This window comes from Porphyromonas sp. C0026D3 (assembly GCF_056590775.1).
The window spans coordinates 104,316-125,980 of the sequence record NZ_JBWPWU010000002.1 but is presented as its reverse complement, the minus strand read 5'-3'; the positions used below and the strand labels follow the sequence as shown (position 1 = coordinate 125,980).

Annotated in this window: 14 protein-coding genes and 1 pseudogene; 2 read left to right on the top strand and 13 right to left on the bottom strand. The window is 51.0% G+C overall.

Features of this window, described 5'->3' with window-relative positions; all coding sequences use genetic code 11:
• Positions 1-27: 27 nt before the first annotated feature.
• Both panC and AC1EK1_RS02080 read left to right on the top strand, forming a co-directional pair.
• A complete protein-coding gene (panC, locus tag AC1EK1_RS02085; protein WP_480305404.1) occupies positions 28-870 on the top strand; it encodes a pantoate--beta-alanine ligase in 843 nt (280 codons plus the stop codon).
• Entirely contained in the window at positions 867-2,366 is a 1,500-nt protein-coding gene (locus tag AC1EK1_RS02080) for a glycoside hydrolase family 10-like protein (protein ID WP_480305403.1), read from the top strand. Before panC ends, AC1EK1_RS02080 begins: the two co-directional genes overlap by 4 nt.
• Before the next feature lie 213 nt (positions 2,367-2,579).
• On the opposite strand, the gene AC1EK1_RS02075 is transcribed toward AC1EK1_RS02080, so the two are convergent.
• From AC1EK1_RS02075 to gcvH, 13 genes and pseudogenes are all read right to left on the bottom strand, one after another.
• Complete coding sequence (locus tag AC1EK1_RS02075) at positions 2,580-3,917, bottom strand: MATE family efflux transporter (RefSeq protein ID WP_480305401.1); 1,338 nt, start codon at positions 3,915-3,917, stop codon at positions 2,580-2,582.
• A 198-nt stretch (positions 3,918-4,115) separates the two neighbouring features.
• Positions 4,116-4,529 (bottom strand): annotated as a pseudogene (locus tag AC1EK1_RS02070) (YqaA family protein); the annotation flags it as partial.
• A gap of 3 nt (positions 4,530-4,532) precedes the next feature.
• On the bottom strand, positions 4,533-5,417 hold the full coding sequence (locus AC1EK1_RS02065) for a hypothetical protein (RefSeq protein ID WP_480305400.1): 885 nt from the start codon (positions 5,415-5,417) through the stop codon (positions 4,533-4,535).
• A 4-nt stretch (positions 5,418-5,421) separates the two neighbouring features.
• Positions 5,422-6,693: a phosphoribosylamine--glycine ligase gene (gene purD, locus AC1EK1_RS02060; protein ID WP_480305399.1), complete on the bottom strand. Its 1,272-nt coding sequence runs from the start codon at positions 6,691-6,693 to the stop codon at positions 5,422-5,424.
• A complete protein-coding gene (locus AC1EK1_RS02055; RefSeq protein WP_480305398.1) occupies positions 6,690-8,837 on the bottom strand; it encodes a S9 family peptidase in 2,148 nt (715 codons plus the stop codon). The genes purD and AC1EK1_RS02055 overlap by 4 nt, the downstream gene beginning before the upstream one ends.
• A gap of 367 nt (positions 8,838-9,204) precedes the next feature.
• The gene (gene trxA, locus AC1EK1_RS02050; protein ID WP_480305397.1) at positions 9,205-9,519 is read right to left on the bottom strand and encodes a thioredoxin; all 315 of its coding nucleotides are present in this window, start codon (positions 9,517-9,519) and stop codon (positions 9,205-9,207) included.
• A 91-nt stretch (positions 9,520-9,610) separates the two neighbouring features.
• Entirely contained in the window at positions 9,611-13,246 is a 3,636-nt protein-coding gene (dnaE, locus tag AC1EK1_RS02045) for a DNA polymerase III subunit alpha (protein ID WP_480305396.1), read from the bottom strand.
• A gap of 16 nt (positions 13,247-13,262) precedes the next feature.
• Positions 13,263-15,308: an NAD-dependent DNA ligase LigA gene (gene ligA, locus AC1EK1_RS02040; protein WP_480305394.1), complete on the bottom strand. Its 2,046-nt coding sequence runs from the start codon at positions 15,306-15,308 to the stop codon at positions 13,263-13,265.
• A 5-nt stretch (positions 15,309-15,313) separates the two neighbouring features.
• A complete protein-coding gene (locus AC1EK1_RS02035) occupies positions 15,314-16,048 on the bottom strand; it encodes an SIMPL domain-containing protein (protein ID WP_480305392.1) in 735 nt (244 codons plus the stop codon).
• Between the two features lie 284 nt (positions 16,049-16,332).
• The gene (locus AC1EK1_RS02030; protein WP_480305391.1) at positions 16,333-19,131 is read right to left on the bottom strand and encodes a putative LPS assembly protein LptD; all 2,799 of its coding nucleotides are present in this window, start codon (positions 19,129-19,131) and stop codon (positions 16,333-16,335) included.
• Between the two features lie 81 nt (positions 19,132-19,212).
• Positions 19,213-20,403 (bottom strand): M24 family metallopeptidase, encoded by a 1,191-nt coding sequence (locus AC1EK1_RS02025; RefSeq protein ID WP_480305389.1) that lies wholly within the window; start codon positions 20,401-20,403, stop codon positions 19,213-19,215.
• A 341-nt stretch (positions 20,404-20,744) separates the two neighbouring features.
• A complete protein-coding gene (purE, locus tag AC1EK1_RS02020) occupies positions 20,745-21,260 on the bottom strand; it encodes a 5-(carboxyamino)imidazole ribonucleotide mutase (protein ID WP_480305388.1) in 516 nt (171 codons plus the stop codon).
• Between the two features lie 3 nt (positions 21,261-21,263).
• Positions 21,264-21,644, bottom strand: a complete 381-nt coding sequence (gene gcvH, locus AC1EK1_RS02015; RefSeq protein WP_480305387.1) for a glycine cleavage system protein GcvH — start codon at positions 21,642-21,644, stop codon at positions 21,264-21,266.
• Positions 21,645-21,665: the final 21 nt, after the last annotated feature.

Below are 21,665 nucleotides of genomic sequence, written 5' to 3'. Positions count from 1 at the left end.
TACAATAATAAGGATCAATTGAAAAATATGAAAGTAGTACGTACCCAAGAGGAGCTCAAGCAGGTTCGAGCTCACTATACCAATGAAACGATAGGCTTTGTCCCCACGATGGGTGGGTTGCACGAGGGTCACCTCAGCCTGATCAGGCGTTCGCTAAGTGAATGCGACTGCACCTTTGTCAGCGTCTTTTTGAACCCAACTCAGTTCAACAACCCCACGGACCTACAGACCTATCCGCACAATGATGAGGATGATCTGCGTCTATTGGAGTCGGCCGGTGTGGATGTGGTGTTCATGCCAACCCCCGAGGCGGTTTATGAGCCGAACGAGTGCCCTCCTCAGTATGATCTCGGTCATGTGGCCGAAGTGATGGAGGGGCAGTATCGACCGGGTCACTTTCAGGGTGTTGTGTGGATTGTCAGCAAGCTTTTCAGGTTGGTGCGTCCCACGTATGCCTATTTTGGTCTTAAGGACTTTCAGCAGATCGCAGTCATTGCCCGAATGGTGGAGCTATCACCGGACATAGATGTCAAGATAGTCCCTTGCCCAGTCGTCCGGGAACCGGATGGGCTTGCCATGAGCTCGCGTAACAATAGGCTTACGCCTGCCGAGCGTGCGGTTGCCCCACTTATATATAAGGCGCTTTTGGCAGGAAAGGAGCTAAAAGAGTCAGGCGCATCTGTCTCCGAAGTGCGAGAGGCGGTGGTACGTATGATCGAAAAAGAGCCACTGCTCCGGGTTGAGTACTTTAGTATTGTCGATGGCACCACGCTGGAGGAGCTCCGGGAGTGGGGGGAGAGCCGGGAACCTGTCGGAGCTATTACCGTCTACTGTGGCGAAGTGCGCTTGATAGACCACGTCGCTCTATGAGGAAATGTGGGCTGTGGCTCACAGCTTTTTTATTGCTTTTCCTCGTAGTCACCAACACTTTCTGTCCGGATGCACACGCCGGGCCTCACCGCCCCAAGTACGAGATGAGGGCTGTCTGGCTGACCACTGTCTACGGTTTGGATTGGCCGACCTCCTCCGATGAGGGGTATCAAAAGCGAGAGTTGACTCAACTATTGGACCGCCTACAAGTAGCCGGGATCAACACCGTGTTTTTGCAGGTGCGAGGGCGTGGGGATCTGATCTATCCCTCGTCGGTGGAGCCGGGTAACCCATTGTTTGCAAGACAAGGAAAGTTTGGATACGATCCCCTTGCCTTTGCAATCAATGAGTGTCACAAGCGGGGAATGGCCGTGCATGCGTGGCTAGTTGCTCTCCCTCTCGGTGGTCGTTGGTACCGCCGCTCGCTGGCCTCCACGGCTTATGTCAAGGTGTGGCCACGCAAGGTCGTTGAGTACAAGCGTGAGGCCTATATGGATCCGGCTAATCCGGCCACGGCCGATCATCTCCGGCGGATTGTATCGGAGCTACTACAAAAGTATGCGCTTGATGGAATACACCTAGATTACATCCGCTATCCCGAAAACACCCGATCTTTCCCGGACCGCCAAGCCTACCTCAAGGCCGGTACGTCTCTCTCCCTTCGGGATTGGAGGACCCAAAACATTACCGCTATCGTCCGTGCTGTCCATGATGAGGTCAAGCGACAGTGTCCTGCTGTGCTCTTTAGTTGTGCCACCCTGGGGACCTATCAGCGTCACATAGCCGGTCATGATCAGAGGGGGGCCTGGACAGCTCTTGATGATGTGTGCCAAAATCCCGTGGCTTGGACCAAGGATAGTCTGGTGGACTTTATTGTACCGATGCACTATATTCGTGGGCGGAGCTTCCTCCCGATCATTGAGGACTGGAAGTCTCGCGTGGATCTACCCATCGTCATAGGACTGGGGGCATATCGCATGCTTCCCGGTGATGGGCGTTGGCCTGTGGAGGAGGTCTTGGAGCAGGTCGCCCTAGTCCAGCGTGACAGTACGCTGGCCGGGGTCAGCTTTTTTAGGGCGGATCAGGTGGCCAACCTATCTCTTCCGCTGCATCGAGGCCTCCGCGACTCTCTCTTTGTCGCCCCCGTACTCCCGCGCCCGATATGGTGCCGAGCCGATAGTACCTGCTCACCACCACCGCCTGCTCCTGACATCTTAGCTTTGGAAAAAACGGACAAAGGACTCTCTGTGACTTGGACTTCTCCAAGCAATGAGGAGCCTCGTCTGCTCTACTCGGTCTATTGTCGGAACCATGGTGCCGATCCTGACACCGACACCGGCGACAATCTGATTGCTGTGACGACCGAATGTCAAGTCGTAATCCCCTGGGAAAGGTTTGAGGACGAAGACCTGGTCTCCCTATCTGTCGGTGCCTATGATATCCATACGGGGCAAGAGTGCATCTCTCCACCGGTTGCCTACTATCGGCGTCCTTAGTCTCTGCGCTTTTTGGGAAAAAGCCCCTCAGAATACCAACATTCCCCCAATGCAAGTAGTCTCCTTCGCATGAGACTACAGTCTCTTCCGTATGAAACTACAGTTTCTCCCCGTAGAAACTACAGTCTCACCCGATGGAACCTAGAGTTTTGTCGTAGGGAGCTACGTTTCTTTCGAGAGGGGATTTTTCTAGCAGTAGTGGATACTTTTTTACTAGAGTTTGCTCCACTTCTCCTTTTGGACAAAGCGGATGCTGAGAAGTGCAATGAGCGCATAGTAGCAGATCTCCACAGCGAAGCAAAGGTGGACAGGTGCGTGTAGGACATATACAAGTACCGTGGCAAGCCCTAGGTAGAGGACTATGCTGATTAGCTCGATGAGAAAGACGCGCTGGGTCGCACCGGTGGAGCCGACTGCACTAAAGTACATGGCGCCAAGGCTACATATCATTAGGGCTATGCTCACGACTCGCAGTGAGGGAATGCAGGCCTGGATGAGCTCCGGTTGGTTGGTGAATATGCTGAGAAAAAACGATGCAAAGCTATTGACGACCAGGAGCAGGAGGAGCATGGTGGTGCCAGATATTTTTAGGGCGGTGTGGAGGTAGCCGTGGATCTTGGAGGGGTCGCCGGTACCGAAGATGTGACTCACAGTACTGCGTACTACGGTGCTGTAGGAGTTGATGGGAATGAAGAGTAGGACGTAAAAGCTACGGACGATGGAGGCGACCGCCAGCTCTCGCTCACCAAGGCTTTCGATCATGAAAAAGAAGACCGTCCAGACGGATTGGCTCAGCATGGCTTGTAGGACGAGGTAGATGGAGAGGTGCACCAGTTTTTTGAGCAAGTCACTGTCCCAATCAAGGAGGTTTGCCCTGTCGATACCATAGAGTCGGAGGTCCACTTTTCGCCTCATGTAGATGATGTAGAAAAGTATGCCCGACACTTCTGCTAGCACACTGGCAACGGCCGCTCCCTTTACGCCCATTGCGGGGAGTCCGAGATTGCCGAAGATCAGGGCATAGTCCAGGGTGATATTGACGATGGACATGACGACTGAACTGTAGGTGAGTACCTTGGTGTCGGAGGTGCCTACAAAAAAGGAGCGAAAGGAGGAACTGGCAAACGCGAATGTGAACCCAAATGCGCGGTATTCCCAGTATTGGATCGCTGAGGCTGAGACGGCGTCGCTACTCAGTAGTGTGGTGAATAGCCAGCGACCCAGCGGAAAGCCCAGTATGGTCATCGCTATGCCCACTCCGCAGAGTAGGAACAGGCTTTGCCCAAGCACATGCCCTATGCTCCCCCATTTGCCGGCACCGTATCGGTGTCCGATGATGATCTGGGTACCACTGGCTAGACCAAAGCCTATCGTGTAGATGCAGAAGTAGACAAGGCTTGCCATAGAGGCACCTCCAAGTTGTACTTCGCCCAAGCGTCCTAGGAAGGCGGTGTCCACGACCCCGATCAGGTTGTGGGCCACAAAGGAGATCATTACCGGGCCGGAGAGCCGGAGTATTTCTTTGCCGCTGAGGTTGATAGATTGAGCCATTGGCCGTGATTGCACCGTTTATTTGGGGGAGGCTTCGTTGTCGGTTGAGTGGCGTTTTTTGGACCAGCGGACAAGGATGAAAGCCAGGGCACCAAGTAGTATCGCAACCACTATAAGGCTAATGAGAATTGGCTCGTCGTGTGCAAAGTCCACAATGCTACTCCAGTGCTTGCCCGTGAAGCGGATTCCCTCTCCCAAAACTAGGTAGCGGAGGAGCTTGCCGGCGGTCATGAAGCCCAAGACTGCCCATACATTTGCGCGCAGGAGCCCCAGTGCGACGGCAAAAAAGTCTCCCACGCCCGGTATGAAGACAAAGAAGGCCATCCAGGCACCTTTTCCCTGAAGGTAGTTGGTCCACTTGTCGACTTGCTTTTCGGGCATCCGCAGGTACTTGGTGATCCAGTCACGCTTGCCTAGGGTGCCCAGCCAATAGCAGGTCATACCGCCTAGGACATTTCCGATGGTTGCGGCTATGATGAGGGTGACATAGTTCGCACCGGTGGCCATCACTCCGGCCAATACCACTTCGCTACTGAAGGGTAGGACGGTTGCCGCCAAGAATGCCGCCAAAAATACACCAATGTAGCCGTAGCTGATGAGGAAGTCGAGCATAAATCAGGGTTGTGAGATAGTGGAGAACGCACCAATCATGCAGAGTAAGACCCCCGCAAGTAAAGCCCACTTGAGTGCCGGAGAGCTGCCGGAGTCGGTGATAAGGTAGTGGCAGGCACTGCTCCCAAAAAACAGAGCACTGATGAGATAACAACTCTGCGTGCTGTAGAGGGCGTACAAGATAAGCAGCACCCACATCATGAGGAGGTGCAACAGTAGCATCCAGCGGTAGCGTGACGTAGAACGTCGTTGCGTAAAATAGCCTTGAGCGGACAGTGCCGGCACGATGATACCAATCCCTAGCATGGAGGTGATGGGAAGCACCGGAAGTGTGGGTGTCACTCTGAGTGAAGAGATATACCCCAGCATCGTACTCCTCAAGGCAGTCCACTCGGTCGGGGCACTCAGCATGAGGACCACAAGGAGTGTCGTCACCAGGCCGAGTGTCAGGGCAGATAGGTGTCGGGGCGTATTGACTTTCAGTCGCTCCGCCTTTTGGAGCTGGATGAGCAGGAGTGCCAAATACCCCGGGTGAAACAAGCTAAGTGTCGCAATAGTGACACCGGAGTTGAACGAGATGAACGGCGAGTTTTGCCTGGCGTACGAGATCACTAGCAGTTCAACGAAAAGGACCACCAAGGCTGCGCTTATCATCGGTATGGCACTCATCTTTGCCATCGTTACTTCCGGCAATGAGAGGATGATAAGCCCGAATAGGAGCAACGGCAGTAGAGGTGCTTTTCGTGAGCCATAGCACAGCAGACAGTGGCGATAGAGCAGGCTCATAAGCCCCAGCCCCACCACAACCACTGCTATAGGCCTGGTCAGCAGTGTTTGCAGTGTCTCCGGAATCCGAGGGAATAGCTGCTGCAGTATGGAGTGCGGCATAGGTTCAGAGCAGGTCGTTCCCGATGTCGTGACGGTAGTAGGCGTTGCCAAAGCCGATCCCCTTCAGTACATGGTAGGCTTTTTCATGGGCATCCGGGATGCTGTCGGCCAGGACTGAGACGGCCAGCACACGTCCTCCGGCACTGACAGTCTGCTTGTCGGCATTTACTTTTGTCCCCGCATGGAAGACGACGATCTCCTCTGTCGGGGCCGGTATGTCGGTGAGGATGGTCCCCGTCTGATACGCACCGGGATACCCATCGCTGGCCATGATTACTGTGAGAGCCACGTTGGCCCTTTCCTTGATGTCCGGGAGGGTCCCCAGCTTTTGCTCCTTGAGGGAGGTGAGGTAGGGGACAAGGTCATCGTCTATCCGTAGCATCACCGCCTCGGTCTCCGGATCTCCCATGCGACAGTTGTACTCGATCACGTAGGGGGTTCCTTCCACATTCATTAGGCCGATGAAGACAAATCCTTGGTAGCAGTCGGGGCTCAACCCTTGGATGGTCGGTTTTACGATCTCCTCTTCCACTCTTTTCATGAAAGTTGTGTCCGCAAAGGGGACCGGTGATACCGCCCCCATGCCTCCGGTATTGGGACCGGTGTCTTTTTCTCCTATGCGCTTGTAGTCTTTTGCAACAGGCAGGATCTTGTAGTTAGTCCCATCGGTGAGTACAAAGACGGAGCACTCGATCCCTTTCAAGTACTCCTCGATGACAACTGTGGAGCCTGCCGCCCCAAACTTTCCGTCAAGCATCTCCTCAACCTCACGGCACGCTTCATTCAGGTCGTCAAGGATCAGTACGCCTTTCCCGGCCGCCAGTCCGTCGGCCTTGAGTACATAGGGGCCACTCTTTAGACCTCTCAAAAACTCCTGAGCCGCCAATGCCTCTCCTCGCTTGAATGCTCGGTAGGCGGCTGTGCGTACGCCATTGCGTTTCATGAACTCCTTGGCATGTTGCTTGCTACTCTCCAGCTTGGCGCCTTCGGCTGTGGGTCCTACGATATGGACATTGGGGCAGAGCTTCGACAGCTTGTCGACCAGCCCATCCACCAAGGGTTGCTCCGGTCCGACAACGATGAGTCGGACTTGGTGCTTGGATACAAAGTCCGCTATCTCTTGCGGATGACCGAGGTCTAGGGGGATGTTTTGGCACTTGGAAAGTCTGCCGGCATTGCCCGGAGCTATGTAGACTGTGTCCACGGTGGAGCTTTGGGCAATCTTCCATGCCAAAGCTTGCTCGCGTCCGCCACTTCCGATTACGAGTGTATTCATAGGAAATCTTTGAAATATCTGGTGATGGTCATATAGAGGTGTACTCGATCCGGACCAAGTACATTGTGTTCGTGCGTTGGGTAAATCATGTAGTCTACGAGGACTCTTGAGCGGATAGCATTGTGGACAAACTTTTGGGAGTTTTGCCACACCACGACGGGGTCGACCGATCCGTGAATCAGCAGGAGCCGACCCTTGAGGTCTTGTGTCCGAGTGGTCAGATCACTTTGGGCGTAGCCTTGGGGGTTTTCTTGTGGTGTGTCCATGTACCGCTCGCCATACATTACTTCGTAGTAGCGCCAGTCCATGACGGGGCCTCCTGCGACTCCGACCCTAAACTTGTCGCCATGCGTCAGCATCAGATTGGTTGTCATGAAGCCCCCAAAGCTCCAGCCAAACACTCCCAGGCGATCCATGTCGGTGTATGGGAGACCGGAGAGGTATTCCACTCCTTTCATCTGGTCGGCCATCTCGCATACTCCCAGCTGTCGGTGTATGATGCTCTCGAATGCGTGCCCTCGATTGGCTGAGCCACGCCCGTCTACAGTGAATACGATATAGCCTTGCTCCGCCATGTAGTTGTCCCAGTTGTAGCGGAGCGACGACCACTTATTGGTTACCAGCTGTGCGTGTGGTCCTCCGTAGACGTAGAGAATCACCGGGTACCGCTTTCCCGCCTCCAGTGTGCGGGGGCGTGTGAGCTTGTAGTACAGATCGGTCACCCCATCTGCCGCTTTTATCGAGCCCAGCTCCACCACCGGTCTCGTGCTAAGATCTTCCGGGACGGGGCAAGTCTTCAGGGTGTGGAATTTTACTTGGCGATCTAGGTTGAGGATCGTCGCTATGCCGGGTGTCTCTTTGGACGAAAAGGCATCGTATGCAAGGGAGCAGTCTTGTGCGAGCTGTACGAGGTGTGTGCCGGCGCCTTGGGTCAGTCGTTCGATACGGCCACTCTTTAGGGCGACGCGGTATAGGTCGGAGCAGGTAGGGTGCTCTTTGTTGGCTATGAAGTAGGCATACTTTCCGCGCGGATCTATTCCCTCGAAGTCCATCACCTCCCAAGCTCCTTTTGTCAGTTGGCGAACCAGCTTGCCTGCCGTGTCGTAGAGGTACAGGTGGTTGTAGCCATCAATGCGACTCAGTCGTACAAAAAGGTTGGGCCGAGTGGGTACAAACTCTATTTTGTGCTGTGGCTCAATGTATCGTTTGTCAGTTTCGACCAGTATTGCATCCCCCTGTGGGTCGCCGGTCTCTGTGTCGTACCTACGTAGCTGGCAACTCTCCTGGTCTCGGCTGACCTCATCGAGGTATAGGCTTTTTTCGTCCGGGCTCCAAGCGAGGTTGGTCAAGTAACGATCCTCCGGAGCTCCGGTTTTTAGGTAGATGGTTTTGTCGGTTGCCGTGTCGTATATACCGATAGTGACCTGCTGTGATGCTTGCCCGACCATGGGGTATTTGATCGGGTCGTACTTGGCGATCGGATCCTCTAGTCGTACGATAGGGTAGGTGGCCACACGGCTCTGATCGATACGGTAAAAGGCTACAAATCGTCCTGAGGGAGATAAAAAGACACCTGACTTGATCCCAAACTCAAAGCGGTGAGCAGCTTGTCCATACACGAGGTCCGAAGAGGCATCCGTGGCCAGTGCTGTGGGCTTGGTGCTACCGGGTCTCAATATATAGAGGTTGTGGTGGTCCGTAAGGATGAGGTAATCTGCATTGGGACTGGGGTAGACTTCTTGGTATAGGTCTCGTGGAACATCAAAGTCTGCGACCAACTCATGGGAGCGGTAGTTGAGGAGGTATACATGGTTGCCCTCTCGGATTTGCAGGTAGCGTCCATCAGAAGTGGGAACGGGTACCGGCAAGGTCTCCAGTGTGGTGCCACTGATGGCTTGCCACTCCCGTGCGGACAGTATCTCTGTGGAGGTTGTGCCATTGTTTGCCACAATGCGGTTGCCCTCATGGACCAGTACCCCATCTGCGACAACCCCCAGGACCCTGGGCATCTCGGGTTGATGATCCCACCAAGTGCGTCCTCCGGGGATGACGTCGTCCAAGGTGAGCGGTTGCTGGGCCTGTGCTTGCACGGCACTATGGGTCAAAAATAGAGTCATCAATAGAATACCAAACCTACTGCTCATGATTTCTGTCTCTTTTTGGGAATTGCTATAGGACAAAGATACAAACGTTATGCTAAAATCCCCATTGCCACAGTCTCCTACGCATGAGACTAATGTCTCCTCCGCATAGGACTGAAGTCTTTTCTGCATGAGACTGCAGTTTCTCCCCGTGGAAACTACAGTTTCTCTCCGTGGAAACTACAGTCTCACGGCTTGGGACTGCTGTTCTCGGCCGAAGTGTTTTTTCGGCCGAACTTTTGGAACTTATGCTGAGGAGGACCGGATCGCTTATTACTTAGGAGGAGCCGATGGGCTTTTGTCGTTGAGGTACAAAAAAGGCGTAGGCGAGAATACTCGCCTACGCCTATGGATTGTTCGACTCGCTTTTTTAGAGCAGCTTGTCTACTGCTTCTTTGAGGGATGCTTTGCTCTGTGCTCCGACCTTACGCTCTACCACTTCGCCATTTTTGATAAAAAGGATGGTTGGAATGTTGCGTACTGAGTGTTCGGAGGAGGAATCGGGGTTTTGGTCCACGTTGAGTTTGCCGATCAGTACTTTGCCTTCGTACTCTGTCGCCAGCTCTTCGATAATAGGGGTGACCATTCTGCATGGTCCACACCATTCTGCCCAAAAGTCAACCACCAAGGGGCGTCCGCTTTCGATTTCTTTTTTCAGGTTTTCGTCTGTAAATTCAAATGCCATAGTTTGTTGTTGTTTTTTATTGATGTTGAAAATATTGGTTTTGGATGATTCCTTTCTACTCGTCTTATTCAAAAACAGTTGTTGTGCCTTTTTAGTTCAATTCAAACTGAATGTCTTCGTACTGGTTGAGGCGTTCTATGAGATCCATGGTAATCTCTTTTTTTGCTTTTTGTGGTGTTAGATGTAGCTCGACTCTCTTGACGGGATCAAGGAGTATGATCTCGACTTCGACGTTTCCCTCCTCTGTTTCGCAGAGTGCGGGGCCTATCTCGTTGTAGAATTCTTCGGTGAGGGCATACTCGGGGATGATGATGCGCAACTTGGTGATGAGGGATTGGTAGACTTCGTCGAGTAGCTGGATAGACTTGATGTCTAGATACATACGTGTGCCATCACGGTTGGGGGTGACGTGGGCGGTCACATAGATGTAGAGGCCCTCTTTGCCATAATTGCTGTATTGGACAAATTGCTTGCTGAAGAGAGCTAACTCGCCCTCGCCCTCGTAATCTTGGATCTTGATGATCCCGTAGGGATTGCCGGTGCGTGTGGTCCCCTCACGATAGGAGGTGACTATTCCTCCGAAGGTAATCTCTTTGTTGGCATATTCTTCCAGGTGCGCCAGTTGTGGGCAGCGGATGTTGCACTTGTACTGTAGAGCCAGTGCGTACTTGTCCAGAGGGGAGGCTGTGAGGTAGAGACCAAGGAGGTCTTTTTCCTTGCTCAGCCGGTCGATGTCGGACCAGGAGGGCATGCGTACTTCTAGCTTTGGCTTGGACATTTCTTGGAATGCAGTATCTCCAAATAGTGAGATTTGTGCTGATGCTTTCTCGGATTGCTGGCGTTGGTTGTACTTGATGAGTTGGTCTAGGAAGGCTTCATCTTTGGTTCCTCCTCCGGGTGTCAGCAGGTCTTCGCGACTAAAGTTGTCAAAAGCATCAAAGGCACCGGTCAGGACTAAGAACTCACAGACCTTTCGGGTGGCGGCTGTGGCCGGAATCCTCTCAAAAAAGTCGTAGATGTCGGTGTATCGTCCGTTTTTTTCTCGCTCCTCAATAATCGCATTGGCGGCGGCTTTGCTGAAGCCCTTGATGGCACCAAGCCCGAAGCGAATGTCTCCCTTTTTGTTGACAGAAAAGGCGTATTCCGACTCGTTGACATCCGGGCAGAGAACCTGGGTGTTGATCTTGTGGCACTCCTTGATGTATTTGCTGATCTCGGTGATGTTGTTTACGTTTCGGCTCATCACGCCGGCCATGAATTCGCTGGGGTAGTGGGCTTTGAGGTATGCGGTCTGGTAGGCTACCCATGCATAGCATGCGGCGTGGCTCTTGTTGAACGCATAGGAGGCAAACTTTTCCCACTCACTCCATATCTTTTCGAGGACCGGTAGGGGGTGCCCATTGGCTTGACCACCCTCTAGATATTTATCCTTGAGGCGCGCCATCTCCTCGAGTTTCTTTTTACCCATGGCTTTTCGTAGGTTGTCGGACTCTCCGCGAGTAAATCCCGCAATCTTGCGAGATAGAAGCATGACCTGCTCTTGATAAACGGTGATGCCGTAGGTCTCTTGGAGGAACTCCTCCATATCCGGGAGGTCGTACTGTATCTGCTCTTCTCCATGCTTGCGTGCGATGAAGGAGGGAATGTTGTCCATGGGCCCCGGTCGGTAGAGGGCAACCATGGCGATCAGATCCTCGAATGTGGAGGGACGCAACTGCATGAGTGACTTTTGCATGCCAGGGGACTCAAACTGGAAGACTGCCGAGGTGTGCCCTTTGCTGAAGAGCTCATAGGTCAGTTTGTCATCGATTGGTATGGAATTGATGTCCAAGTCTATATTGTGGCGGAGCTTGATGTTGTGCAACGTTTCTCGAATAATCGAGAGCGTCTTTAGCCCAAGAAAGTCCATCTTGATAAGCCCTGTGGACTCAATGACGCTACCCTCATACTGAGTGACCAGTATGTCCTGGCCGGTGTCGCTGTCTTTGGTGATCCAGGTCGGTACAATGTCCGATATGGGTACTTTGCCGATGATGATGCCACAGGCATGCACCCCGGTATTGCGTACTGTACCCTCTAGCTGCATGGCGTAGTCGAGTACCTCGTGCTTTAGCTTGTCGTTGCCGTAATAGGCCTCCTTTAGCTCAGTGACATTGTCTATGGCGACTTTGATGTTGATTTTCTTGACACCTTCGATTCGATCCGGAATAAGCTTGGCAAGCGCATTGGTCTCCGCCAGTGGAAGCGAGAGGACACGTCCGACATCCTTTAGCGAACTCTTGGAGGCCATCGTCCCGTAGGTGACGATATGTGCCACGTGATCTGCTCCATAGCGCTCAGTAACCCATTCGAGGATTTCTTGGCGACCATCATCGTCAAAGTCCACATCAATATCCGGAAGTGATATACGGTCGGGGTTGAGAAATCGCTCAAAGAGGAGACCATACTTGAGGGGATCCAGGTCAGTAATCTTTAGGGAATAGGCGACTAGTGACCCTGCTGCCGATCCACGACCAGGTCCAACGGCAACCCCTAGCTTGCGTGCGGCAGCGATGAAGTCTTGGACGATCAGGAAATACCCCGGAAAACCCATGCTCTTGATCGTGTTGAGCTCAAAGTCCAGTCGCTCTTGGACCTCCTGTGACAACTCCTGACCATACCTCTTTTTTGCTCCCTCGTAGCTAAGGTGGCGTAGATAGTCATCTGCGTTGTCAAATTCCTCTGGTATGGGGAAGTTGGGCATCAGTGGCGGATTATCTATTGAGTAGAGCTCCACTTTGTTGAGAATCTCCACTGTGTTGGTGATCGCCTCGGGATGGTCGGAGAAAATCTCTGCCATCTGATCGTAGCTTTTTAGCCACTCCTGCTTGGTGTATGTTAGGCGATTGGGGTCATCGAATGTTTTGCCGGTGCTGAGGCAGATTAGCCGTTCGTGTGCTTCACCATCTGCCTCTGTTGCAAAATGGATGTCGTTTGTCGCAATGATTTTGACCCCGGTTTCGTCGGCCAGTCGAATGAGTACATTGTTGACTTCCTTTTGCCTTTCGTAGGTTTCTTGATTTCCTCTCGGCTTATCGGTCTGGTGCCTCTGTAGCTCTATATAGTAGTCGTCGCCAAAAAGATCTTTGAACCAAAGTATGGTCTCTTTGGCTTCATTGATCTTTCCGTTCATGATCAGCTGAGGTACTTCGCCACCTAGGCATGCACTCGATACAATCAGCCCCTCGTGATACTCCTCCAGTAGTTCTTTGTCGATCCGTGGGCGATAGTAAAATCCCTCAGAGTAGGATCGGGAGATCATCTTGATGAGGTTTTTGTAGCCCTTGAGGTTTTTTGCCAGTACGATTAGGTGGTATCCGCTGCGATCGCTCTCGTTACTTTTGGACAGACGTCCATTCTTCGCACAGTAGCATTCGCAACCTATTATTGGCGTAAATATCTTGAGTCGTGTTGCTTTGAGTTGCTCTGCTATCTCCGGTGACGGATCTTCTGCCATTTTGGCCTCAAGTTCCTGGATCTCTTTTAGTATCGGTTTGTTGAGCTTGGTGGCATAGTCCACAAACTCTTTGATCCCAAACATGGCACCGTGATCCGTCAAGGCTAAACCCCTCTGTCCATCTGCTCGTGCAAGGTCAACAAGTTTTTTTACCGGTGCTTGCCCATCCAAGATGGAGAAGTAGGAGTGAACATGAAGGTGTACAAAGGGTTTGTAGGTTGTTTGGTCCATTTTTCTGTGTGCTGTGTTACTTCAGGTCGGGGTAGGTTTCAAAAAAATCCATTTCGGGCATCAGTTTGACCCCTAGTTCTTCTGCTTTCTGTCGCTTTGCAGGCCCCACATTATCTCCTATGATCATCAGGGTTGTCTTTCCGGTCACGCCACTTGCCACGCGTGCACCGTGACGCTTCAGTAGTTCTTTGAGTTCGTCTCGTCCAATATGGTGAAACACTCCGCTGATCACGATGGTCTCACCTTCGAGTTCGTTGCTTCGGCTCTGGTTTTCCTCAGTCTTTTCAACCTGAAACTTCAGCCCGGCTTGTTTTAGCTTTGCGACAAGATCCCGGTTACGCACTTCGGAGGCATACCCCATGATGCTATCCGCTATCATAGGGCCAATGCTCTCTATGGAGGTTAGCTCTTGTGTATCGGCGTTGAGCAATTTGTCCAGTGATCCAAAATGCTGTGCCAATTTTTCGGCTACTTGCACGCCCACTAGGCGTATCCCCAGTGCGTAGAGTACCTTTTCAAAGGGCTTTTGCTTGCTCTCTCGTATACTGGCAAGTAGGTTGGAGACACGTTGTTTTTTAAACCCCGGGAGAATCTCCAAATCTGTACCGGATAGATCATATAGTGCTGCTGGGTCCTCTATCTGCAATAGAGTTGTGAGTAGGTGTATTGTTTTGGGCCCTATGTTGATGTCCATTGCATCTCTTGAGCAAAAGTGCTCTATCCGACCCTCTACTTGCGCAGGACAGTGCCACTTATTGGGGCAGATGGTTGCGGCCATTCCTTCCGGACGTACGAGAGAGGTACCACATGTCGGACAGACCTTGGGCATGACAACCGGTGCACCCAGAGAGTCGTCTCTTTGATCTTTGCGTACACCGGTGATCTTTGGGATGATCTCTCCGCCTTTTTCTAGGGTGACGATGTCACCGATATGTAGATCTAGCTCACTGATGATGTCGGCGTTGTGCAAGCTGGCGCGTTGTACCGTAGTGCCCGAGAGCTGTACCGGCTCTACATTTGCCACCGGGGTCACCACACCGGTACGAGCCGTCTGGAAGCTCACGCTTAGCAATCGCGAAACCGCCTCTTCTGCCGAAAATTTGTAGGCCATTGCCCACTTGGGAGATTTGGCTGTCCAGCCTATTTCATCATGAAGTCTATAGTCATCTACCTTTACCACAATTCCGTCCGTGGCTACCTCTAGCTCATGCCTATGTAGATCCCAGTGGTCGATATATCGTTGTAGGTCACTTAGATCCCGGCACAGCTTGGTGTGATTGCTCACCTTGAATCCAAGGTGCTCCATCAGCTCTAGTCGCTCGTGGTGAAGATTGGGTAGCCACTCTGTGTCCTCGCTCAGTAGATAGTAAAAGTAGCAGGTCGGGTTGCGGTATTTGATCAGATGTGGTATGTCTTCTTTGGTTTTGATTGTGCCGGACACTGCGTTTCTGGGGTTGGCAAAGGGCTCCAGTCCCTCCTCATCTCGCTCCTTGTTGATTCGCTGAAAGTCTACCCAGGGGAGGAGTACCTCACCACGTACTTCTACGTAGTTTGGGATTTTGCTTCCTCGAAGGCTGAGAGGAACCGAACGTATGGATCGTATGGCGAGTGTAATGTCTTCTCCGCTACGGCCATCACCACGTGTCACGGCGCGCGTCAGTTGTCCATGTTCGTAGATGACGGAGATGGAGGCACCATCGTACTTGAGTTCTGCCACGAGGTCGGTATCCTTACCTATTGCTTCGGTGATCTTTCGGTAAAAGTCCTCCACTTCACTCCAGCTGTAGGTATTGCTAAGTGAGAGCATAGGGATGCGGTGTGGAACTGTGGTGCCAACTCTGCTGAGGCCATCCTTTACAAACTCCGATCCTACTCTTTGCGTCGGTGAATCCGGCGTGATCAGTTCGGGGTAAAGTCTCTCTAAAGCCTCGAGCCGATGCATCAGGTTGTCAAATTCACGATTGCTTATCGTTGGCTGATTCAGTACATAGTATTCATACTCGTACCGGACCAGTAGTGCTCGCAGTTTTTCTATTTGGTTGGCTACGGTTGGGTCTGTCATTTACTTTACTTGAGGATGAAAGTGGAAGTGACTGTAATGGTTGCTGTCTTTTCGATACTACTGGTGTTGAATGTTCCTCCCCATGAGTATTCGTCATTGGAGTATTTTCCGAGTATTTGAAATACGCCCATGCTGGCACTCTTTAGACCACTTAGTTTGCTCATGCTCTCATTAGAGATTTGTTCGGCTCTACGGTGTGCATCTGCCGCTGCATCAGCGAGCATCTCATGTTTGAGCTCTGTGAGTCCGGTATAGTAGTAGTCCGGTGCACTGTTTTCGAGTTGGATCCCAATTCCTAGGAGTTCGCCTACCGACTTGGATACTTGGTCTATCTTGTCCACATCTTTGCTGGTGATGGTGATCCCTTGTTTTACTTCATATCCTTTGTGGACTTCGATGTATCTTTCGGCATTTTTGTCGTAATAGCCGTCTGTGAGCTCTGTGTATGAGACCGGCCCATATTCTACCTCACTATTTGTAACTCCATACTTTTTCAGAAAATTGGTGGCTTTTTTGACACGATCCTGCATTGCTAGGACATCTTCGACCACATTCTGAGTCTGACTGGTAATGGTGAGGGTATAGACGGCCAGGTCACTTTTGAATGAACGTGAGGATTGTCCTTTTACAGATATGGTCTTGAGGCCGTCATTGCGGTGAATGACCGCATTTGAGGCAATTAGGACTGAGATGATAATACTGACAGCAATGATGATGGAGTGAATGTAGTTGCTATTCATATTGTGCAAGGACTATTGGTTATGTAATAGGATCATTTTTCTAGAGACCAAGATACGTATTTTTCCCTAATGTCCGGTTATCCTGACTTTGAGGTATCGGGTTATGAAAGGCGGACTAAGCTGGTGTTTAGGATGGGATGAATGGTAATAAACTATCACATGCTTAGAGATTTATCTGTCGGTGGTTTTTGTCTGCAAAGTGAGACAGCGTTGATAGATAGAAGAAAAAGTATTGGTCGGCGATAGGTGAGAGATCTCACGACAGGTGACATCGGTATAGTGAATCAATACCAGAGGTTTCGTCGGCTTGGGTGGCTGTTCTCTTGATACTTGAGGTCGTGGAGCAATTGAGACTTCACAGCTATCATGAAGTTGTATGACTTGTAGGGCCCAACCGGTATGAAGCTGGCTGTCATTGACCAACAGTGCAGGTCACGGGAGATGTTGCAGGACATGTTGGTTATTTTTTTTAGATCAAAGTTGTAGTTGGCTGAGAAGTTGAATCGCCAGTTCTTTGTGAAGTTGAGATTGCCATTGAAGCTCAAGTCGTGCCTGAGCTTGTATCGGTATTCCTTTGTCTTGATATCAAAGTCTTCCGGCCCTCCCCAACCCAATGAGAGGTTGTAGTTGAATCCAAAACTCCAGTCAATATTATTTTTGCTATAGCCATAGTTGTCGTACTCGAGATCATCTTGGTTACTTCGGGCAAATAGGGAGGATTGTCCTTGTCCTTTGTCTCTTTTGTCCCTTAGGTTATCATCTGGGTCACGATCTTTTGGAGACGCTGATTTTTGGTCCTCATCATTCTTTTCTGCAAGTCCGACTTTTGCTAGTAGTCCCTTTAGGGTTCCGGGGTTGAGGGTGTATGAAAACGAGGTACTTGTACCTCGCAGGCGTCCGAATCCCCTCCCGGTAAAGGCTCGTAGTTTGTCCACTCGATAGGGTACAATACGGTTGTCGTGCTCGTGGTAGTCATAGGTGTAGGGGTCAAACTGTCCGGACAGGCGCAAGGTAAAGTCCTTCGTTAGTCGTAGTGATATGGATGCTGAGATGTCCGACCATTGAAAGGAATCAGCAGCAAGGTTGTAGCTTGTGGAGAGTGATAAGGCTTCAATCAGGCTGATCTTTTTGAACTCAACGGAGTCCTGCGGAGCTTTTACCTTAGCTTCAAGGTTGTTGTTGACTGATAATCCGATACTACCACTTTTGCCTCGTCCCGGGACTCCAAACAGTTGCCCATTATAGGGCGAATACTGGGTCTCTATCCGTCGGCCATCTGTGGCGATATAGTTTAGTTGCTCCCAATAGCCAAATCGTGGGTTGCCAAAGTCCGGTCGATAGTTGATGGAGATACTAGGCTCCATGCGGTGTCGGATCATATTGACGTAGTCTCCCAAGAAGGGTAGGGGCTTGTAAAATCCGTAGAGCGTTGTGGATAAGGATAGGGAGGCGTTGAAGTCATAGACCCGATAAAAGCCAAAGGTTGTATCGACCGGTACCACGCGGTTGAGATCCGGATCATACGCCTGTTGTATGCGCTGAGTGTACCAGCGTTCGCTGTAGTTGAATGAAGGGGTGATCTTGAAGTAATCAAAAAGATCAAATGATGCTGAGACGGGGATTTGGTGAGTCATCCCGTTTCGCCAATCTCTCAGAAAGTTGGACTTTAGGAGCTTGCTCTCTTTGGTCTGTATAGAGTTTCGGAGTTGACCAGAGTAGGAAATGGATATTTTTTCGTACCATCTGTCGCCACCGACCTGCTTTTTGCGCTTGAAAGGGTAGATCCTGCTCATGCTGATCGAAAGGTTGGGCAGGGTCACATTTACCGTGCTGTCCTGTGAGCGTTGTGCAATATCCATGGACCCTGAGATACTCCAGGGACTATTTGGAAAGCGTTGGGTAAAACTGATCGATGAGCTTTTGGTGTTTTGCCCCATTACGGCTTGATTGTAGAGCGCATTTAGATCATTGTGGTTGTACGAACTGGTTGAGAAGTTGACGTTGGCCGAAAAGGTCCTGTATGGATTGGCTTTTGCATCTTGCTGGTGCGTCCATGCGATCCTAAAGTCTTTGGCGACAGATAGGTCACCGGCGACTTTGTCACCCCGTTTGGTTACGAGGTAGCTGGCATCAACAGCCCCACTGTATTTGTAGCGCTTTCGATAGGAGGATCGGGTATTTACACCCCATGATCCTTTGGTATATAGATCTCCTGTGAGTTGTAGATCTACGTAGTCGTTTATAGCCAAGTAGTACCCACCGTTGCGAAGGTAAAAGCCTCTCTCCATCTCGTCTCCATAGGTCGGCATGATGAAGCCACTGGATCGTGTTGTCGTAAATGGGAAAAATGCAAACGGTAAGCCTACCGGTAGCGGTACATCAGCAATGACCAAGTACAGTGGCCCTGAGACTAAATCCTTTTGTGGCCTGACTTTGGCTTTGGTGAGTGAGACGTAAAAGTGTGGATGGTCGTGGTTTTCGCAGGTGGAGTACTTCCCGTCTTCCATATAGAGGTCGGAGTTTTCCATGCGTTTTGTCCGTGCGGCTGTGATGTACCCTTCGCCTTGTTGCGTGATAACGTCTGTGATGTAGCCTCTGGAGGACTTGAGATTATAGCTGATGGACTTGGCTTCGTAGGTCTCTTTTTCGCCGTTTTGAATTTTGGCATATATGGGTTGTTTACCCAGAGAGTCAGGGTAGTCGATGTAGGTAGAGTAGATTGTCCCTGAGTCGGTTTGCATGGACATGTAGTCGCCCTCAAGTTGTTGAGTTTGGTACTTTACCTGCGCATGACCGTACATCTTCACATACTTTTTCTTGGGCAGTATGACTATGGAGTCGTTACTCTCAAAGGTCATTGGTTCCTTTAGCTCACTAAGTATCGTGTCTTTTGCTACGGAGTCAGTGCTGTGAGTAATGGAGTCAACACCCAAGGGGGGCTCCTTCTCTCGCTCGCTTGTCACGGTGTCTTGTCGCACTTCCCATGCGGTATTGGCACGGTCAGTCCCGTATCCGATTTGGGCAGATACCAGTATGTACCCCAGTATTGTGAGAGGGGCAAGGTAGCGACGCAGTCGTTTCACGAGTGGATACTTTTTGGCCAATGATTCAATTTTGGTTTCAATGAATGCACGAGTGCAAAGGTATAAATAATAGTCCTCAAATCAATGTGCCAAAAGTGGAATAAGTGATGGGTCAAGCGGTGAAATGTTGTCGGCCTTGTCTTGTGTGATGATGTATGTGTTTTCAATTCCGGCTGGTCCTGCACCCGGAATAACAAACTTGGGCTCAAAAGCGATGACCATATTTGGCTCAAAACAGCCCGGCCATCTGGAGGTCAGTACCGGTGGTTCGTTGATCTCTAGCCCAAGGCCATGTCCTACAAACTTACTCTGCCACTCTGTTCCCATAAAGTACTCGGCTAGGTTTTCGGAGCGGACACGGTCCAGGCAGTAGTTGTAGACCTCTTGGATTTCGACCCCGGGCTTGACATTTTCCTCAAACCATGTATGTAGCTCTACCGATAGGTTGTGTGCTTTTTGTACCAAAGGGTGGACTTCGCCTATGGTGTATGTACGCGTGATGTCGGTCGTGTATTCACTATAGTTGCCGGCCATGTCGACCATGATGGACATTCCTCTTTGGAGGAGAGTGCCATCTGCGCCAAATGGCATCGCCATAACCCCAGCTCCCCCCATGGCAAAGTCATAGGGCGCAGGAGACTGAGCGTTGTCACCGGCAACAAGGTTGCCCATGTGGATTTCCATACGCCAGCCGTAGCACCTGAAAGTACCTATGGAGCCTCTACGGCGCATCTGGTACTCTAGTCGGTGCTGCCATTCTCGGTCGGTCATTCCCGGCTCGTACAGCGAGGGTGCCAGTCGGTACAGCTCCATGTGGACTTCGGCGTTTCGGCGAATCTCTGCAAGTTCCATATTGGTCTTGATAGAGCGTACATTTCGCATAAGCGTGGATGCGTCTACATCGGAGACCTGCCCGCCTTGAGCCAGCTTGCGTAGTCGTCGAAAGTCTGCTACGGGCATCACCCCTAGCTCGAGAGCTGTCTTTTCGGTCAGTGACCATCCATACTCAGTGAGTAGATCAGGAATGAGCTCAGGCTTTCGGACCAGATGAATACGTTCGTCATTGTGCCATGGCTTGCGGCTGGAGGGACGTTCCAAGAAGAAAAGGGGCTCCCCCTCCAGCGGTACAAAGATATAGCCCTGCATCACCGTCCCGGTGAGGTAGAGAAATGAGGGAATACTACGAAGAAATAGGCTCTCGAGCTCCTGGGATTTCATGGCTTGCTGTATCTTTTGGAGTCTCAGCTCTTGCTCTTGGCGCGTGATATTCATATGGTGTTTCCTGTGTGAAGCGTGTCTTGTTATCTCACCTCCCATCTTTGACAAATGTACCAACAATTTTACTCCTATTCCGTTTCAGAAGCTCGGGAATACACTCCCATGCGAGAGGACTTTGGTCTCTTGTATAGAAGACAGGCTCTCTTGGGGAAAAGGTCTCCTTTTTCAGGAAGAATTCATGCTCTTGTTCTGACTCTTCGGAAGGGTCAGAATCAAAATGTAAGGAGGGTGTGCTAAACTGGGATTTAGCACACCCTCCTTTAGTAAATAGAAGTGTTGTCGTACACTCAACGTTCAGGATAGGCCATTATTAAGTTGCTCTTGAATAGGTCGTGTTAGTTGAGTTTGTACCGATAGTCCTTGATCTTAGCAAGTTCTTCGTTCGCCTTGACGATCTTTTCCTTCAGGTCATTTTTGTACAAGCGGAAGCGTGTGGCCACCTCTTTGTCGCTAAGTGCCAAAATCTGTACGGCTAGAAGTGCGGCGTTTTGGCTGGCATTGATGCCCACGGTGGCGACAGGTATTCCGGGGGGCATCTGTACAATAGCCAGTAGGGCATCCATTCCCTCTAGGGTCGACTTTATGGGGACACCTATGACAGGGAGTGTCGTCATGGAGGCAATGACACCACACAGGTGTGCCGCCATCCCTGCCGCCGCAATGATTACTTTGATCCCTCTACTTTCTGCATTTTTTGCAAAGGTCTCCACTTGTTCCGGAGTGCGGTGTGCGGAAAGTGCATGTACCTCAAAGGGGACTTCCATTTTTTCAAGCACATCAAGTGCTTTGGTCATGATGGGCAGGTCGCTCGTACTGCCCATGATGACACTAACGATAGGTTGTTGTGCCATGGGTTATTTCTCGACTAGCTTCTGATACTCATCTGCAGACAGCAGATCGGAATATCCCTCTGTGTTGAGGACCTTTCCCTTTATGATCCAACCCTTTCCGTAAGGGTCTTGATTGACTAGCTCAGGTGCATCTTCTAGTTCAGCATTGACTTCCGTCACTTCTATTTGGACGGGAGTGATGAGGTCTGAGACGGTTTTTACGGCTTCGATAGACCCAAACGGCTCACCGGCATTCACTGTCTCACCTTCGGTATTCACATCCACAAATACGATGTCTCCCAGTTCGCTTTGTGCAAAGTCAGTGATTCCGATGGTAAGCTCATTGTCCTCGATGAGTATCCATTCATGGTCTTTTGTGTACTTTAGGTTTTGGGGAAAGTTCATGGTGTTTGGTGTTTTAGGGTT

Bases quoted from the DNA above. Each gene is read 5' to 3' on its own strand.
- AC1EK1_RS02080 (WP_480305403.1), top strand. From the start codon at position 867: ATGAGGAAATGTGGGCTGTGGCTCACAGCTTTTTTATTGCTTTTCCTC.
- panC (WP_480305404.1), top strand. From the start codon at position 28: ATGAAAGTAGTACGTACCCAAGAGGAGCTCAAGCAGGTTCGAGCTCAC.
- gcvH (WP_480305387.1), bottom strand. From the start codon at position 21,644: ATGAACTTTCCCCAAAACCTAAAGTACACAAAAGACCATGAATGGATA.
- dnaE (WP_480305396.1), bottom strand. From the start codon at position 13,246: ATGGACCAAACAACCTACAAACCCTTTGTACACCTTCATGTTCACTCC.
- AC1EK1_RS02035 (WP_480305392.1), bottom strand. From the start codon at position 16,048: ATGAATAGCAACTACATTCACTCCATCATCATTGCTGTCAGTATTATC.
- AC1EK1_RS02055 (WP_480305398.1), bottom strand. From the start codon at position 8,837: ATGAGCAGTAGGTTTGGTATTCTATTGATGACTCTATTTTTGACCCAT.
- purD (WP_480305399.1), bottom strand. From the start codon at position 6,693: ATGAATACACTCGTAATCGGAAGTGGCGGACGCGAGCAAGCTTTGGCA.
- purE (WP_480305388.1), bottom strand. From the start codon at position 21,260: ATGGCACAACAACCTATCGTTAGTGTCATCATGGGCAGTACGAGCGAC.
- ligA (WP_480305394.1), bottom strand. From the start codon at position 15,308: ATGACAGACCCAACCGTAGCCAACCAAATAGAAAAACTGCGAGCACTA.
- AC1EK1_RS02075 (WP_480305401.1), bottom strand. From the start codon at position 3,917: ATGGCTCAATCTATCAACCTCAGCGGCAAAGAAATACTCCGGCTCTCC.
- AC1EK1_RS02065 (WP_480305400.1), bottom strand. From the start codon at position 5,417: ATGCCGCACTCCATACTGCAGCAGCTATTCCCTCGGATTCCGGAGACA.
- trxA (WP_480305397.1), bottom strand. From the start codon at position 9,519: ATGGCATTTGAATTTACAGACGAAAACCTGAAAAAAGAAATCGAAAGC.
- AC1EK1_RS02025 (WP_480305389.1), bottom strand. From the start codon at position 20,403: ATGAATATCACGCGCCAAGAGCAAGAGCTGAGACTCCAAAAGATACAG.